This window comes from Serratia sp. CY31944 (assembly GCF_052169175.1).
GTDB classification, from domain to species: Bacteria; Pseudomonadota; Gammaproteobacteria; order Enterobacterales; family Enterobacteriaceae; genus Serratia; species Serratia sarumanii.
This window is the reverse complement of the sequence record NZ_JBJNLG010000026.1, coordinates 41333-55801: the sequence shown is the minus strand read 5'-3', so window position 1 is coordinate 55801 and position 14469 is coordinate 41333. Positions and strand designations below refer to the sequence as shown.

At 63.3% G+C, this 14469-nt stretch carries 15 protein-coding genes; 12 read left to right on the top strand and 3 right to left on the bottom strand.

Going from position 1 to position 14469, the window contains the following annotated elements; genetic code table 11:
* The first annotated feature begins 343 nt into the window (after positions 1–343).
* From fecI to ydfG, 5 genes are all read left to right on the top strand, one after another.
* The gene (gene fecI, locus ACJ8IN_RS22435; protein ID WP_033638471.1) at positions 344–868 is read left to right on the top strand and encodes a ferric citrate uptake sigma factor FecI; all 525 of its coding nucleotides are present in this window, start codon (positions 344–346) and stop codon (positions 866–868) included.
* Positions 865–1821, top strand: coding sequence for a ferric citrate uptake sigma factor regulator FecR (gene fecR, locus ACJ8IN_RS22430; RefSeq protein WP_033638470.1), 957 nt, complete (start codon positions 865–867; stop codon positions 1819–1821). Before fecI ends, fecR begins: the two co-directional genes overlap by 4 nt.
* A 114-nt stretch (positions 1822–1935) precedes the next feature.
* Entirely contained in the window at positions 1936–4287 is a 2352-nt protein-coding gene (fecA, locus tag ACJ8IN_RS22425) for a TonB-dependent Fe(3+) dicitrate receptor FecA (RefSeq protein ID WP_308325698.1), read from the top strand.
* A 200-nt stretch (positions 4288–4487) separates the two neighbouring features.
* Positions 4488–5009 (top strand): GNAT family N-acetyltransferase, encoded by a 522-nt coding sequence (locus tag ACJ8IN_RS22420; RefSeq protein WP_033638468.1) that lies wholly within the window; start codon positions 4488–4490, stop codon positions 5007–5009.
* A 125-nt stretch (positions 5010–5134) separates the two neighbouring features.
* Positions 5135–5884: a bifunctional NADP-dependent 3-hydroxy acid dehydrogenase/3-hydroxypropionate dehydrogenase YdfG gene (gene ydfG / locus ACJ8IN_RS22415; protein WP_025302722.1), complete on the top strand. Its 750-nt coding sequence runs from the start codon at positions 5135–5137 to the stop codon at positions 5882–5884.
* A gap of 36 nt (positions 5885–5920) precedes the next feature.
* Here ydfG and ACJ8IN_RS22410 read toward each other — a convergent pair whose 3' ends face one another.
* Positions 5921–6247: a YnfA family protein gene (locus ACJ8IN_RS22410; RefSeq protein WP_004938563.1), complete on the bottom strand. Its 327-nt coding sequence runs from the start codon at positions 6245–6247 to the stop codon at positions 5921–5923.
* Between the two features lie 148 nt (positions 6248–6395).
* Here ACJ8IN_RS22410 and ACJ8IN_RS22405 point away from each other — a divergent pair, with 148 nt between their 5' ends.
* Positions 6396–6764, top strand: a complete 369-nt coding sequence (locus ACJ8IN_RS22405; RefSeq protein WP_004938560.1) for a DUF1283 family protein — start codon at positions 6396–6398, stop codon at positions 6762–6764.
* Between the two features lie 89 nt (positions 6765–6853).
* Complete coding sequence (locus tag ACJ8IN_RS22400) at positions 6854–7153, top strand: DUF1161 domain-containing protein (protein ID WP_049199199.1); 300 nt, start codon at positions 6854–6856, stop codon at positions 7151–7153.
* Between the two features lie 56 nt (positions 7154–7209).
* Here the strand turns inward: ACJ8IN_RS22400 and ACJ8IN_RS22395 are convergent, their stop codons facing one another.
* On the bottom strand, positions 7210–8697 hold the full coding sequence (locus ACJ8IN_RS22395) for an MDR family MFS transporter (RefSeq protein WP_308325697.1): 1488 nt from the start codon (positions 8695–8697) through the stop codon (positions 7210–7212).
* A gap of 508 nt (positions 8698–9205) precedes the next feature.
* Here ACJ8IN_RS22395 and ACJ8IN_RS22390 point away from each other — a divergent pair.
* From ACJ8IN_RS22390 to clcB, 5 genes are all read left to right on the top strand, one after another.
* Entirely contained in the window at positions 9206–9922 is a 717-nt protein-coding gene (locus ACJ8IN_RS22390) for an ABC transporter permease (protein WP_033638459.1), read from the top strand.
* Between the two features lie 64 nt (positions 9923–9986).
* A complete protein-coding gene (locus ACJ8IN_RS22385; protein ID WP_442519525.1) occupies positions 9987–10826 on the top strand; it encodes a glycine betaine ABC transporter substrate-binding protein in 840 nt (279 codons plus the stop codon).
* Between the two features lie 27 nt (positions 10827–10853).
* A complete protein-coding gene (gene osmW / locus ACJ8IN_RS22380) occupies positions 10854–11504 on the top strand; it encodes an osmoprotectant ABC transporter permease OsmW (protein ID WP_049234456.1) in 651 nt (216 codons plus the stop codon).
* Positions 11501–12640, top strand: a complete 1140-nt coding sequence (osmV, locus tag ACJ8IN_RS22375; protein ID WP_041034977.1) for an osmoprotectant ABC transporter ATP-binding protein OsmV — start codon at positions 11501–11503, stop codon at positions 12638–12640. Before osmW ends, osmV begins: the two co-directional genes overlap by 4 nt.
* Before the next feature lie 125 nt (positions 12641–12765).
* Complete coding sequence (clcB, locus tag ACJ8IN_RS22370; protein WP_197846396.1) at positions 12766–14067, top strand: voltage-gated ClC-type chloride channel ClcB; 1302 nt, start codon at positions 12766–12768, stop codon at positions 14065–14067.
* Here clcB and ACJ8IN_RS22365 read toward each other — a convergent pair.
* Positions 14064–14456, bottom strand: a complete 393-nt coding sequence (locus ACJ8IN_RS22365) for a helix-turn-helix domain-containing protein (protein ID WP_094860129.1) — start codon at positions 14454–14456, stop codon at positions 14064–14066. The two genes, clcB and ACJ8IN_RS22365, sit on opposite strands and share 4 nt — an antisense overlap.
* Positions 14457–14469: the final 13 nt, after the last annotated feature.

The window sequence follows — 14469 nt, the reverse complement described above, 5'->3', positions numbered from 1 at the left end:
TTAAAGACCGGGTTAAGCATAGCAAGCCGTGTGCCAACAGACCGACATAAAATATATTTTCACGTTAAAACAAAGTGATACTAATTAAACAAAGAAAACCAACCGAAGAAAAAGAATTAAACACGCGGCGATCTTCGACGGCAGACTAATAGCAACCGTTTGCTTACCGAAATAACACCGTTGCTGCACCTTTAATGGGCAAAGGGATATTTTCGCGCCCGTCAGCCTATTTCAACGCGATAAAAAGAGGCCGGAACCATTCAGGAACCCACCCGACAAACTTGAAACGATAACCATTCTCAATTATCATCCGCGCATCTTTTTGACCAGCAATGCGAAAACCATGTCCGCCACCGCTTCCGCCCCGCACGCCGCGCTGTCGCGCCTTTACGCCACCCATCACGCCTGGTTGCAGGGATGGTTGCGCCGGCGGCTGGGCTGCGCTTTCGACGCGGACGATGTGGCGCAGGACACCTTTATGCGCCTGCTGAAAAGCGACGCCGCGGCGACCCTGCGCGAGCCGAAAGACTTTCTGGTCACCGTCGCCAAGCGGGTGATGGTCGATCTGTTCCGCCGCAGAACGCTGGAGCGCGCCTATCTGGAGATGCTGACGCTGATCCCGGAAGGCTACGCCCCGTCGCCGGAACAGCGCCAGAGCCTGTTGGAAAGCCTGCAGCAGATCGATGCCATGCTCGACGGCCTGGGGCCAAAAGCGAAACAGGCCTTTCTGCTGTCGCAGCTCGAAGGCCTGGGCTATGCGGACATCGCCGTGCGCCTCGGCGTGTCGGTCAGTTCGGTTAAAAAATACATGGCCAAGGCCACCGAGCATTGCCTGCTGTTCAGCCTGGAAAACGACGTTTTCTCATGAGCAACGCCATTACCCCCGAGCAGCGCCAGGCGCTGAAGATGGCCGCACACTGGTATGCCCTGTTGTGCGATGAGCACGTCACCGACCGCCAGCGCCTACAGTGGCAAGCCTGGCACCAGCAGCACGCCGATCACCGCTGGGCCTGGCAGCGCGTCGAAGCGCTGCAGAGCCAGCTGCAGGGCGTGCCGGGCAAGTTCAGCTACCGCGCGCTCGATCGCGCCGGCCGCCAGTCGGCAATCGATCGCCGCACCCTACTGAAGAGCCTGCTGCTGTTGCTTGGCGTAGGCGGCGGCGGTTTCCTTTACCAATCGCCGTTCGGCCGGGAGCTGCGCGCCGACTACCGCACCGCCACCGGCGAAATCAAACCCATTGTGTTAAGCGACGGCACCCAACTGGTGCTGAACACCGCCAGTGCGGTGGACGTGCATTACGACGATCGTCAACGGTTGATCCGTTTGCACGCCGGAGAAATCAGCCTGATTACCGGGCGCGACCCCCGGCCGCTGTGGGTGCAAAGCCCACAGGGGGCGATGCGCGCGCTCGGCACCCGCTTTTTGGTGCGCGAGATCGGCGGTGAGACGCGCCTGACGGTGCTGGAGCATGCGGTCGAAGCGCAGCTGGCGCAGGATCCGCAGCAAACGCGCCGGGTGGACGCCGGGGAACAGATCGGCTTCAGCGCCTCGGCCTTCAGCGACAAGCAACCGGCTGCGGCGGAGGACGGCTGGCTGCGCGGCGTGCTGAGCGTCAGCCAATGGCGGCTGGACCGGGTGATCGCCGAACTGGCGCGCTACCGACGCGGCCACCTGAGCTGCGATCCGGCCGTCGCCGGCCTGCGCGTCAGCGGCAGTTTCCCGCTCAACGATACCGATCGCGCCCTCGCCCTGCTCAGCCAGACGCTGCCGGTGCGCCTGCAAAGCTTTACCCGCTATTGGCTGCAAATCGTTCCCGCCTGAATTTTTTAAATGAAAATGATAAAAAATCGCATTCTTGATTGTCCCTTTTGCTTCGCTCATCCGACTCCCAGGAAAACACTGCAGCAATAAATAAAAAATGATTCAGGAGAAGGTATGAACAACGCTTGGGGAAAGGTAGCGCCGGCTTCGCTTTGGGGAAAACGCGCCACGCCGCTGGCCGTGGCTATTGGCCTGGCCTTCGCCGCACCGCTGACGGCGAGCGCCGCCAGCGCTGCCGCAGCCTATCATATTCCGGCCGGTGAGTTGGACGGCGCGCTGAACGCTTTCGCCGCGCGCGCCGGCATCGCACTCTCGGTGGACGGCACGCTGACCGCCGGTAAACGTTCGCCGGGCCTGAGCGGCAGCTACGGCGTCGATGACGGCCTGAACGCCCTGCTGGCGGGCAGCGGCCTGCAGGCTAAAGCGCTCGGCAACAACGGTTACACGCTGGCCAAACTGCCTCAGCCGCAGAAGGAAGAAGACATCACCGTGGTCGGTGACTGGCTGGCGGAAGGCCGCCAGGTAGACGTGTTCGAACATCCCGGCGCGCGCGACGTGGTGCGCCGCGAAGAATTCGCCAAAACCGGCACCACCACCGTGCGCGAAGCGTTGAACCGGGTGCCGGGCGTGGTGGCGCCGGAGAACAACGGCACCGGCAGCCATGACATGGCGCTGAACTTCGGCATTCGCGGCCTCAACCCGCGCCTCGCCAGCCGCTCCACCGTACTGATGGACGGCATCCCGGTGCCCTTCGCTCCTTACGGCCAGCCGCAGCTGTCGCTGGCGCCGGTCTCGCTCGGCAATATGGACGCGATCGACGTGGTGCGCGGCGGCGGCGCGGTGCGCTACGGGCCGCAGAGCGTCGGCGGCGTCGTCAACTTCGTCACCCGCGCCATCCCGAAAACCTTCGGCATGGCGGCCGGCATGCAGGGGCAGCTCAGCCCGACTTCGCGCCAGGATCACCCGAAAGGCACCGGCAACCTGATGATCGGCGGCACCGCCGACAACGGCTTCGGCGCGGCGCTGCTCTACTCCGGCACCCGCGGCAGCGACTGGCGCGAACACAGCGCGACCAAGATTGACGACGTGATGCTGAAAAGCCGTTACGCCCCGAACGAGGTGCACACCTTCAACAGCCTGCTGCAATACTACGAAGGCGAGGCGGACATGCCGGGCGGCCTGAGCCGAGCGGACTACAACGCCAACCCGTTCCAGTCGACGCGTCCGTACGACAAGTTCTGGGGCCGCCGCCAGCTGGCGAACTTCGGCTATCAGTATCAGCCGGATCAACAGCACAAGTTCGACGTGCAGAGCTTCTACACTTACACCCTGCGCAGCGGCTATCTGGATCAGGGCAAGAACCTGACGCTGTCACCGCGCGAATACTGGGTGCGCGGCGTGGAACCGCGCTACAGCCAGAGCTTCCGCTGGGGAGACTCGGCGCATGAGGTCGGCGTCGGCTACCGCTACGTCAGCGAATCCACCCACGAGCTGCGCTACACCAGCAAGGCCAGCACCGGCCGGCTGCCGTCCAGCGCCAGCCCGTACGATCGCGATACCCAGTCCGGCACCGAGGCGCACGCCTTCTATATCGACGATCGCATCGACATCGGCGACTGGACCATCACGCCAGGCATGCGCTACGAGTACATCAAGTCGTATCAGAACAACTACATCAAGAACAACCGCCTCGACGTCAGCTATAACGCGCCGCTGCCGGCGTTGAACGTGATGTATCACCTTAACGAATACTGGAACCTGTACGCCAACACCGAAGGCTCCTTCGGCACCGTGCAATACAGCCAGATGGGCAAAGCGGTCGACAGCGGCAAGATTGAACCGGAGAAGGCGCGCACCTGGGAGCTGGGCACCCGCTACGCCGGCGATACGCTGACCGGCGAGATCGGGCTGTTCCTGATCAACTTCAACAACCAGTACGACTCCAACCAGGTGACCGACAGCGTGACCGCGCGCGGCAAAACTCGCCACGCCGGGCTGGAGGGCAGCCTGCGTTACGATCTGTCGCAGCTGACGCCGAAACTGGACGATCTGACCGCCTACGCCAGCTACGCCTACGTCAACGCCACTATCCGTGAAGACGGCGGCTACAAGGGCAACCAGGTGCCGTTCTCACCGAAGCATAAAGGCACGCTGGGGCTGGACTACACGCCGGGCAACTGGGCGTTTAACCTCAACGGCGAGTTCCAATCCAGCCAGTTCGCCGATAACGCCAACACCGTGGCGGAAAGCGCCGACGGCAGCACCGGCCGCATTCCCGGCTATATGCTGTGGGGCGTGCGCGCCGCCTATGATTTCGGCCCGGAAATGGCCGGCCTGAATCTGGGCGTCGGCGTGAAAAACCTGTTCAACCACGAGTATTTCACCCGCGCCTATGACGATAATAACAAAGGTCTGTACATCGGCCAGCCGCGTACGATCTATCTGCAAGGCTCGGTGAAGTTCTGATCCCCGGCGGCGGGCGCACCTCATCGCGCTCGCCGCTTCATTCATAGCGTGACATTGTCACCAATCCCGATCTTTCCATCTTGCCCAAGCGGCGAAAAATAAGTCGCTTCTGCCGTCAATGCGCGTAATATCGACGATCCGCCCTGATTTATGGGCGCGGATTTTTTGCCGTTCTGGCCTGAAAAGCGAGGGAAAATAAGATGAATCATAATGACCTTTCTCAGTGCCGCGTGGACACCGACCGTTTGTTGATTGCCCCCTTTACCGCAGCAGACGCCGACGATGTTTACCAGGCGATCACCCCCACTCTGACGCGCTTTATGGCCTTTGAGCCGGAGGCGTCGCCGGAAGATTTCGCCAACGTCTGGCAAGGTTGGCTGCCGCTGATGCGCGAAGGCGAAGAAGTGATCTTCGTCGCCCGTCGGCGCGAAGACCGGCAGTTTGTTGGCGTCGGCGGCGCGCACAACCTGCGCAGCCGCACCCCGGAGCTGGGCATCTGGGTGAAAGAGAGCCTGCACGGCCAGGGCTACGGGCGCGAAATCGTGCAGGGCATCGCGCGCTGGGTCAGCGAGCGCTTTCAGCCTCAGCACCTTATCTACCCGGTGGCCGAGCAAAATACCGCCAGCCGCCGCCTCGCCGAGTCGCTGGGCGGCGTGCTGGCCGGCAAGCGTGAAAACATCAAGTATGACGCCGTGGTCTACCACCTGCCGCCTCAGCATTGATCCGCGCCGGCCCGCCGGCCCGGTGCGGCCTTTTTTTCTCTGCGCCGCGATAACCGCTGCCACTGCCAGCGGGTTTGTGCTAATGATAGAGGCATGTAGGGTAAAAACAGTTGAGGAACAGCAACATGATTATTTTTGTTACCGGCGCCACCTCCGGTTTCGGCGAGGCAATCGCACGCCGTTTTATCCGTGAAGGCCATCAGGTGATCGCCGCCGGGCGCCGCCTTGAGCGTCTCGAAGAGCTGCAGGACGAATTAGGGCAAGCGCTGCACATCGTGCGGCTCGACGTGCGCAACCGCGCCGCCATTCAACAGGCGATCGAAGCACTGCCGGCCGAGCTGCGCCAGATCGACGTGCTGGTGAACAACGCCGGGCTGGCGCTGGGGCTGGAGCCGGCGCACAAGGCCAACGCCGATGACTGGGAAACCATGATCGACACCAACGCCAAGGGGCTGGTGAACATGACGCGCGCGCTGCTGCCGGCCATGGTCGAGCGCAACGTCGGCCATGTGATCAACATCGGCTCCACCGCCGCCAACTGGCCTTACGCCGGCGGCAACGTGTACGGCGCCACCAAGGCGTTCGTCAAACAGTTCAGCCTGGGCCTGCGCGCCGATCTGCACGGCACGCGCATCCGCGTGACCGATATCGAGCCGGGCCTGGTGGGCGGCACCGAGTTCTCCAACGTGCGCTTCAAGGGCGATGACGGCAAGGTCAACAAAACCTACGAAGGCGCCGATGCGCTGACGCCGGAAGACATTGCCGAGTCGGTGTTCTGGGTCGCGACGTTGCCGGCGCGCGTCAACATCAACACGCTGGAAATGATGCCGGTCAGCCAGTCCTTCGCCGGGCTGAACATCCACCGCGGCGCCTGATCTCCGGTGGCGGGAGGCGACTCCCGCCGTGTTTGCTCAGGCCGCGCGCCAGCCGGAAACGATGATCAACATGCCCGCCAGCGCCACCCCCGCGCCCACCCAGTCCAGCGCAGACAGCTTCACCCCGTCCACCACCCGCAGCCACAGCAACGCCGTCGCCACATACACGCCGCCGTAGGCCGCATAGACCCGCCCGCTGGCCGCCGGATGCAGCGTCAACAGCCAGACAAACAGCATCAGGCTCAATGCCGCCGGCAGCAATAGCCAGGCGCTGCCCTGCTTTTTGAGCCAGAGATAAGGCAAGAAACAGCCGATAATTTCGGCGAGCGCAGTGGCGAAAAACAACAGCGTGGTTTTTAACATCGGTCGCAGTTTTCTCTCGATAAAGTAAACGAATCGGCGCTTGGCTGGTGAATTTCAGAAGCGCGGTGGTATATTTGTCACCACGCCTGCGGGCGAAGTAACGCCAGTGCCGCCATCATCAGGCGCACTCACTCATAAGGATGAAACGATGAAAACATTTTCGACCCAACGACTGCTGCGCGGGATGCTGCCGGTCGCCATGCTGGCCGTCATGGGTGCCTGGCAGGCGCCGGCGCTGGCCGCCACCTGCACGCAGGGCAGCACCTGCGTCACCGTCGATGGCAAAGGCAGCGGCGCGATGAGCACCGAAGAAGCACGCCAGAGCAAAGAGCAGTGGAATGATACCAAATCCCTGCGCCACAAGGTTAACACTCGCGTCGAGAAAGAGTTCGACAAGGCCGATCGCGCGGCGGATGACGAAGATCGCTGCAACGACAGCAACAACGTCAACGCGTACTGGGAGCCGGACACCCGTAAATGTCTGGATCGTCAGACCGGGCGTCGGATTAATCCTTAATCCGCCTGCGGCGGGCGGGCAAGCGTGAAACCCGGCCGCCATTACTGCTATCCTGTTACAGGAAGTCCATTGTCTAAAAGGATGACGTGATGAAGAAAACGCTGATATTAACCGCTGTCTTGCTGGCCGGCGCGCCGTTGGCGGCTCTGGCCTCCTGCGAAAGCGTGAAAGCAGACATTTCGCAGAAAATCATCAATAACGGCGTTCCGGAGTCCGGCTTCAAACTGGAGATCGTGCCTAACGATCAGGCCGATCAAGCGGGCGGCCAAGTGGTCGGCCACTGCGAAAACGACACCCAGAAGATCGTCTATACCCGCCTGAACAATGGCGACGATCGCGGTGACGCGGCGCAGACCGGCACCAGCCAGGATACCTCCAACACGCAGTAAGCCGCATCGGCTATCCAGGGCGCAGTTCATTCACAGCCGCGCCCTTTACTTTTCCCTTACGCCTGCTCCGCCTCTTCTCCTTCGCCCTGCGGTCGACAACGCGCCGGGATCAGCATCGCCGCCGCCAGCGCCAGCAACGACACCAACGCCGACGCCAGGAACACCCAATGCAGCGAAGCCGCCACCTGCTGGATCAGCTGCGCCAGCGCTTCGCTTCCCATGCTCTGCCGCACCGCCGGCTCCATCAGCCGCTGCACCGGATCGTCAACCTCCGGCAAACGCCACTGCAGGTTGAGGTTCAGCGTGGCGCCCAAAATCGCGGTGCCGATGGCCGACCCCACCATGCGGGTAAACACCGTACAGGCGGTGGCGATGCCGCGAATGCTGTAATGCGCCGCATTCTGCACCGACACTAAAAACGTGGTGTTGCACAACCCCATGCCGGCGCCGATCATAAACGCCGCCACCCGGCCCCACAGCAGGCCGCCGGTCGGCTGCAGCATCAGCAGGATCAGGCCGCCCGCCACCAACAGCAGCGCACCCAGCAACGCCGTCGCGCGGTACGAGGTCATCAGCATCAAACGGCCGCTCAGCGTGCTGGCCAGCGGCCAACCGATCGACATCAGCGCCAGCGTGGTGCCCGCCTCCAGCGGCGAGCCGCCCATTACGCCCTGAATGAAAGTAGGCAGGAAGGCGCTGATGCCCATCATCGCCGCGCCGATCACCAGCCCGCCGATGTTGCCGGCGACGATCACCCGGCTTTGCCACAGCGCCAACGGGAACAGCGGTTCGACCGCGCGCCGCTCCTGGCGGACAAGCAGCGCCAGCGACGCCGCCGCCAGCGCGAGCAACGGCGCCACCCACCATCCCAGGCTTTCCATCTGCAACAGCGCCAGCAGCAGCGCCGAAACAAACAGCGTCAGCCAGGCGGTGCCCGCCAGATCCAGCGCGTGCCGCCGCAGCTGCTGATGCGCCGGCAGATAGCGCCAGAGGAAAAGCATCGCCAGCAGGCCGATCGGCAGATTGACCCAGAAAACCAGCGCCCACGGCAGGTGCTGCACGATAAACGCCCCCAGCAGCGGGCCGATGATCGCCGACACGCCCCACACGCTCGACAGATAGCCCATCACCTTCGGCCGCTCGGTGGCGCTGTAGATGTCGCCGATGATGGTGGAGGCGATCGGCATGATGGCGCCGGCGCCCAGCCCCTGCAGCAGACGAAAGCCGATCAGCCAATACATGTCGGGGGCGAAGCCGCACAGCACCGATCCCAGCAGGAACAGCGTGGCGCCGAAGAAGAACACCCGCTTGCGGCCGTAGAGATCCGCCAGCCGGCCGTAGATGGGAATGGTGATCGCCTGCGCCAGCAAATAGACCGCGAACACCCAGCCCAGCAGCGAAAAGCCGCCGAGATCGCCGATGATGGTCGGCATGGCGGTGGCGACGATGGTGGCTTCGATCGCCGACATGAACATCGCCAGCATGCAGGCGATCAGGATCAGCGGGCGGTGGGTGATGGGTGCGGGTGAAACGTTATTTGTCATGGCGTTATACAGGCTTCCTGGCGTTTTTATTTTCCTTGAGTATATCAGCAAGCGTCTGCGCCGAGTCTATCCGCCCTCACATCCTGCCTTTGCCGGCGGCGAATCGCACCATTTGGACTTATTGTTACGGCGTAACGTTTTGCGGCGGATTTTTTTTACTTTCCACGCATCCCAGCGCTGACGCGGTCTGCGGCGCCAATCTGGGCAAACTCAATCAGCTGATTTTGTTCATAAAACTTGGCACGCTCAACGTCAGGGTGCTATACCTTCCCTAGCCGGCGCCTTTGGGCTTCGTGCTTTCTCGGGTTTAAATATCAGTATCTTATGCTGATTAACTCACGTATTGAGCCTACGTTCAGCACGCTGTGCCGAACGCACCCTTCGCTCAATCTCGCTAACCTCATGCGAAACGCCCGTTTTGTACCGCCACGCCCGCCGGGCAGTGGGTAACAATCAGAGCGGAATGCGCCGCCTATCGGCCGCTCCGCGCAACGGAGGACGCAACATCATGCACAAGTCAGCGCCATACCGGCGCCTGCTCCTCGGGAGCCTGCTGTTTATCGCCGTCGTCGCGCTGCTGGTTTACGGCATCGGCTGGGAAACCCTCAAATCGCGCCGGGAAGATTTGATTTACCTCGGCCAGCAGCACATGTTCCTGGTGGCGTGCTCCATGCTGCTGTCGCTGCTGGTCGGCATTCCCAGCGGCATCCTGCTGAGCCGCCCTTTCGCCCGCCGCTGGGCGGAGCACGTGATGCAGATCTTTAACGTCGGCAACACCCTGCCGCCGCTGGCGGTGCTGGCGCTGGCGATGGTGATCATCGGCATCGGCGACCGGCCGGCGGTGGTGGCGCTGTTCCTCGCCTCGCTGCTGCCCATCGTGCGCAATACCTATGCCGGCCTGCGTTCGGTGCCGCCGGCGCTGGTCGAGGCCGCCAACGGTATTGGCATGACCGCCGGGCAGCGGCTGCGCCAGGTCGAACTGCCCAACGCCCTGCCGGTGATCTTCGCCGGGGTGCGCATCGCAATGGCGATCAACGTCGGCACCGCGCCGCTGGCATTTTTGATCGGCGCCAGCAGCTACGGCGAACTGATCTTCCCCGGCATCTACCTGAACGACTTCCCGACGCTGATCCTCGGCGCCGCCGCCACCGCGCTGATCGCCCTGCTGCTCGATCTGGCGCTGGCCGGTCTCGGCCGCCGGCTCAGCCCGCACACCGCATCCTGATGGGAGAAACGCGATGACTCGATGGTTACAACGCCTCCGCCACGCGCTGCTGTTCTCCTTGCTGATGACCGGCGCGGCCGCCTGGGCCGCCCCGCTGACGCTGGCGAGCAAGAACTTTACCGAACAGCGCATTCTGTCGGCGATCACCGTGCAATACCTGCGGGCCAAAGGTTTTCAGGTCGAACCCAAGACCAATCTGGCCACGGTGATCACCCGCAACGCCATGATCAACAAACAGATCGACATGACCTGGGAATACACCGGCACCTCGCTGATCATCTTTAACCACATCAATAAGCGCATGACGCCGCAGGAAACTTACGACACGGTGAAAAAGCTCGACGCCAAACTCGGCCTGGTGTGGCTGCAGCCGGCGGACATGAACAACACCTACGCCTTCGCCATGCAGCGCCAGCGCGCGGAAAAAGAGCAGATTCGCACCATGTCGCAGCTGGTGGCCAAAGTGGAACAGGTGCGTAAAACCGACCCGAAACACAACTGGCTGCTGGGGCTGGATCTGGAGTTTGCCGGCCGCTCGGACGGCCTGAAGCCGATGCAGGCGCTGTACGATATGCCGCTCGATCGTCCGCAAATCCGCCAGATGGATCCCGGCCTGGTCTACAACGCCATCCGCGACGGTTTCGTCGACGCCGGGCTGGTGTACACCACCGACGGCCGGGTGAAAGGCTTCGATCTGCAGGTGCTCGAAGACGACAAGGGTTACTTCCCGAGCTATGCGGTCACGCCGGTGGTGCGCGCCGACGTGTTGCAAAACACGCCGGGGCTGGAAGAGGCGCTGAACACGCTGTCGAAACAGTTCAACAATCAGGTGATCACCGAGCTTAACGCCAGGGTGGATATCGACTACCAGACGCCGCAACAGGTCGCCGATGCGTTCCTCTAGCAGCGCGGCCTGATATAGGGAGGCATGATGAATACCATACTTTACGCCTGGCAAAACTGGGCCTATATCGCCGGATTGACGCTGGAACATCTGCTGCTGGTCGGCGCCGCCGTCGGCCTGGCGATCCTGATCGGCGTGCCGCTCGGCGTGCTGATCGTCCGCCATAAATGGCTGGCGACGCCGGTGCTGAGCCTGGCCACGCTGGTGCTGACCGTGCCCTCCATCGCCCTGTTCGGGCTGATGATCCCGCTGTTTTCCTTAATCGGCCACGGCATCGGCTACGTGCCGGCGATCACCGCGGTGTTCCTTTACTCGCTGCTGCCAATCGTGCGCAACACCCACACCGCGCTCGACAACCTGCCCGGCGGGCTGCGCGAAGCCGGCCGCGGCATCGGCATGACGTTCTGGCAACGCCTGCGCTGGGTGGAGATCCCGGTGGCGCTGCCGGTGATCTTCGGCGGCATCCGCACCGCCGTGGTGATGAATATCGGCGTGATGGCGATCGCCGCGGTGATCGGCGCCGGCGGCCTCGGCCTGCTGCTGCTCAACGGCATCAGCAGCAGCGACATTCGCCAGTTGATTACCGGCGCCGTGATGATCAGCCTGCTGGCGATCGTCCTCGATTGGTTATTGCACCGCTTGCAAATTGCGCTAACGCCCAAGGGGATCCGCTCATGATTAAATTGGAAAATCTGACCAAACAGTTCATGCAAAAGAACGGCACGCCGTTCAACGCCGTCGACAACATCAATCTGGACGTGCCGGAAGGCGAAATCTGCGTGCTGCTCGGCCCTTCCGGCTGCGGCAAAACCACCACGCTCAAGATGATCAACCGCCTGATCGAACCCACCGGCGGCACCATTCTGGTCAACGGCGAAGACACCAGCGCGCTGGATACCGTCAGCCTGCGCCGCAAAATCGGCTACGTCATCCAGCAGATCGGCCTGTTTCCCAACATGACCATCGAGGAGAACATCACCGTGGTGCCGCGCATGCTGGGCTGGGACAAAAAACGCTGCCACGATCGCGCCGAGGAGCTGATGAGCATGGTGGCGCTGGATCCCAAACGTTTTTTGCACCGCTACCCGAAAGAGATGTCCGGCGGGCAGCAGCAGCGCATCGGCGTGATCCGCGCGCTGGCGGCCGATCCGCCGGTGCTGCTGATGGATGAACCCTTCGGCGCAGTGGATCCGATCAACCGCGAAACCATTCAGAACGAGTTTCTCGACATGCAGCGCCAGCTGAAAAAGACCGTGATGCTGGTGAGCCACGACATCGACGAAGCGCTGAAGCTCGGCGATCGCATCGCGGTGTTCCGCCAGGGCAAGATCGTGCAGAACGCCAGCGCCGATGAGCTGCTGGCGCGGCCGGCCAACGACTTCGTCGCTTCCTTTGTCGGCCAGGATCGCACGCTGAAGCGCCTGCTGCTGGTGCAGGCCGGCGACGTGGCCGATCAACAGGAAACGGTGACGGTGCGGCGGGAGACGCCGCTAGTGGAAGCGTTCGGGCTGATGGACGATATTGACGCCCGCTCGGTGACGGTGGTGGACGCCGACGGCAAGCCGCTGGGGTACGTCAAGCGCCGCGAGGCGCGCGGCGCGCCGGGCGTCTGCGCCGACAGCCTGCACCGTTTCCGCGTCACCGCCCGTGCGGAGGAGAACCTGCGCGTGGTGCTGTCGAAGCTGTACGAGCACAACACCTCCTGGATGCCGATCGTCGATGAAGACGGCCGCTACAGCGGCGAAATCTCGCAGGATTACATCGCCGACTACCTCAGCTCCGGCCGCACGCGCCGGGTGCTGACGCCGCAATAACCCACGCCGGGGCGCTCGCCGCCCCGCCCACGCCGCAGTTTGCTAAAGATTCACTGGTCATCGGCCGGAGCGCCAAGCACAATGCGCTGATGACCCTTTGATTTTTCTCTCGACGCCGCCCACGCATGAAAAGATTGGTCCACCTGCACCACTATCGCGCCCTGTTGCGCAGCCTGTTTATCGCCGTGTTCATCGGCGTCGCCGCCGCTCTGGCGGTGTGGCTGTTCCACCGTTCGATGATTGGCCTCGAGTGGCTGCTGCTCGGCAATGCCGACGGCAGCCTGGTGGCCGCCGCCGCCGCGCTGCCCGGCTGGCGGCGCGCCCTCACTCCGGCGCTGGGCGGGCTGGCGGCGGGCCTGCTGCTGTATATGCATCAGCGCTACCGCCACCAGCGCCCGGCGGCGCCCACCGACTATATGGAAGCGATCGAGACCGGCAACGGCAAGCTGGACACCGGCGCCAGCCTGGTGAAGTGCCTGGCGTCGCTGCTGGTGGTGTCGAGCGGCAGCGCCATCGGCCGCGAAGGCGCGATGATCCTGCTGGCGGCGCTGGTGGGCTCGCTGTTCGCCCAGCGCTTTACGCACGAGAAAGAATGGAAACTCTGGGTGGCCTGCGCCGCCGCCGCCGGGATGGCCAGCGCCTATCATGCGCCGCTGGCGGGCAGCCTGTTTATCGCCGAGATCCTGTTCGGCACCCTGATGCTGGCCTCGCTCGGCCCGGTGGTGATCGCCGCGGTCAGCGCCCTGCTGATGACCAACCTGCTCAACGGCGGCCAGGCGCCGCTCTATCTGGTGACGCCGCTCGCCGCCCCCTTGCCGACGCAATACCTGCTGATGGCGCTGGTCGGCGTGGTGGCCGGCGCCGCCGGGCCGCTGTTTTTATGGCTGATGACCGCCACCGGCCACGCCTTCCGCTCGCTGCGGTTGAAGCCGCCGTTGCAGCTGGCGCTGGGCGGCCTGATCGTCGGGCTGCTTTCGCTGCTGTTCCCGCAGGTATGGGGCAACGGTTACAGCGTGGTACAGGCGCTGCTGATCGCGCCGCCGGGGGTGCTGCTGCTGGGGGCGATCCTGGTGTGCAAACTGTTGGCGATCCTCGCCAGCAGCGGGTCGGGCGCGCCGGGCGGGGTCTTCACCCCGACGCTGTTCGTCGGCGCCGCGCTCGGTTCGATCATCGGTCAGCTGTTTGGCCTGTGGCCGGGCATGGATGCGGCGGTGCCGCTGCTGCTGGCGCTGACCGGCATGGCCACCCTGCTGGCCGCCACCACCCATGCGCCAATCATGGCGGCGCTGATGGTGTTTGAAATGACCGGCGAATACGCGCTGCTGCCCGGCATTCTGCTCTCGTGCGTGATCGCCACCACCGTGTCGCGCGGCCTGCGGCCGGTGTCGGTGTATCACTCGGCGCCGCCGCCCAAACGCGAGGCTTAGAACTCGCCCTGCTGCAGGATTTTCCTGAACTGCGGGCACTGCAGGTGCTCGGGTTCAGGGCAATTGACCATGTGGCGCAGCCCGTCGCGCACCTGCATCAGGCGTTGGATATGGCGATCCAGTTCATCCGCCCGCGCCGCCAGCAGCCCGCGATCGAGCGCTATCTTGCCCCGTTCGTCAAACAAGGCGCTCATCTCGTCCAGCGTAAAACCGGCCAGGCGCGCCAGCGCGATCAGCCGCAGTTGGTCAAGCACGCCGGCGGCGTATTGGCGGCGCAAACCGTGGCGGCCCGTCGACGCGATCAGCCCCTTTTTCTCGTAATGCCGCAGCGCGGAAGGCGCGACTCCGCTCAGGCGCGCCACCGCGCCGATATCCAGTTCTTTTGCCATTGACTTGAAGCCG

Excerpts from the sequence above, each read along its gene's own strand:
- fecI (WP_033638471.1), top strand. The coding sequence starts at position 344 with ATGTCCGCCACCGCTTCCGCCCCGCACGCCGCGCTGTCGCGCCTTTAC.
- fecR (WP_033638470.1), top strand. The coding sequence starts at position 865 with ATGAGCAACGCCATTACCCCCGAGCAGCGCCAGGCGCTGAAGATGGCC.
- fecA (WP_308325698.1), top strand. The coding sequence starts at position 1,936 with ATGAACAACGCTTGGGGAAAGGTAGCGCCGGCTTCGCTTTGGGGAAAA.
- ACJ8IN_RS22420 (WP_033638468.1), top strand. The coding sequence starts at position 4,488 with ATGAATCATAATGACCTTTCTCAGTGCCGCGTGGACACCGACCGTTTG.
- ydfG (WP_025302722.1), top strand. The coding sequence starts at position 5,135 with ATGATTATTTTTGTTACCGGCGCCACCTCCGGTTTCGGCGAGGCAATC.
- ACJ8IN_RS22410 (WP_004938563.1), bottom strand. The coding sequence starts at position 6,247 with ATGTTAAAAACCACGCTGTTGTTTTTCGCCACTGCGCTCGCCGAAATT.
- ACJ8IN_RS22405 (WP_004938560.1), top strand. The coding sequence starts at position 6,396 with ATGAAAACATTTTCGACCCAACGACTGCTGCGCGGGATGCTGCCGGTC.
- ACJ8IN_RS22400 (WP_049199199.1), top strand. The coding sequence starts at position 6,854 with ATGAAGAAAACGCTGATATTAACCGCTGTCTTGCTGGCCGGCGCGCCG.
- ACJ8IN_RS22395 (WP_308325697.1), bottom strand. The coding sequence starts at position 8,697 with ATGACAAATAACGTTTCACCCGCACCCATCACCCACCGCCCGCTGATC.
- ACJ8IN_RS22390 (WP_033638459.1), top strand. The coding sequence starts at position 9,206 with ATGCACAAGTCAGCGCCATACCGGCGCCTGCTCCTCGGGAGCCTGCTG.
- ACJ8IN_RS22385 (WP_442519525.1), top strand. The coding sequence starts at position 9,987 with ATGACCGGCGCGGCCGCCTGGGCCGCCCCGCTGACGCTGGCGAGCAAG.
- osmW (WP_049234456.1), top strand. The coding sequence starts at position 10,854 with ATGAATACCATACTTTACGCCTGGCAAAACTGGGCCTATATCGCCGGA.
- osmV (WP_041034977.1), top strand. The coding sequence starts at position 11,501 with ATGATTAAATTGGAAAATCTGACCAAACAGTTCATGCAAAAGAACGGC.
- clcB (WP_197846396.1), top strand. The coding sequence starts at position 12,766 with ATGAAAAGATTGGTCCACCTGCACCACTATCGCGCCCTGTTGCGCAGC.
- ACJ8IN_RS22365 (WP_094860129.1), bottom strand. The coding sequence starts at position 14,456 with ATGGCAAAAGAACTGGATATCGGCGCGGTGGCGCGCCTGAGCGGAGTC.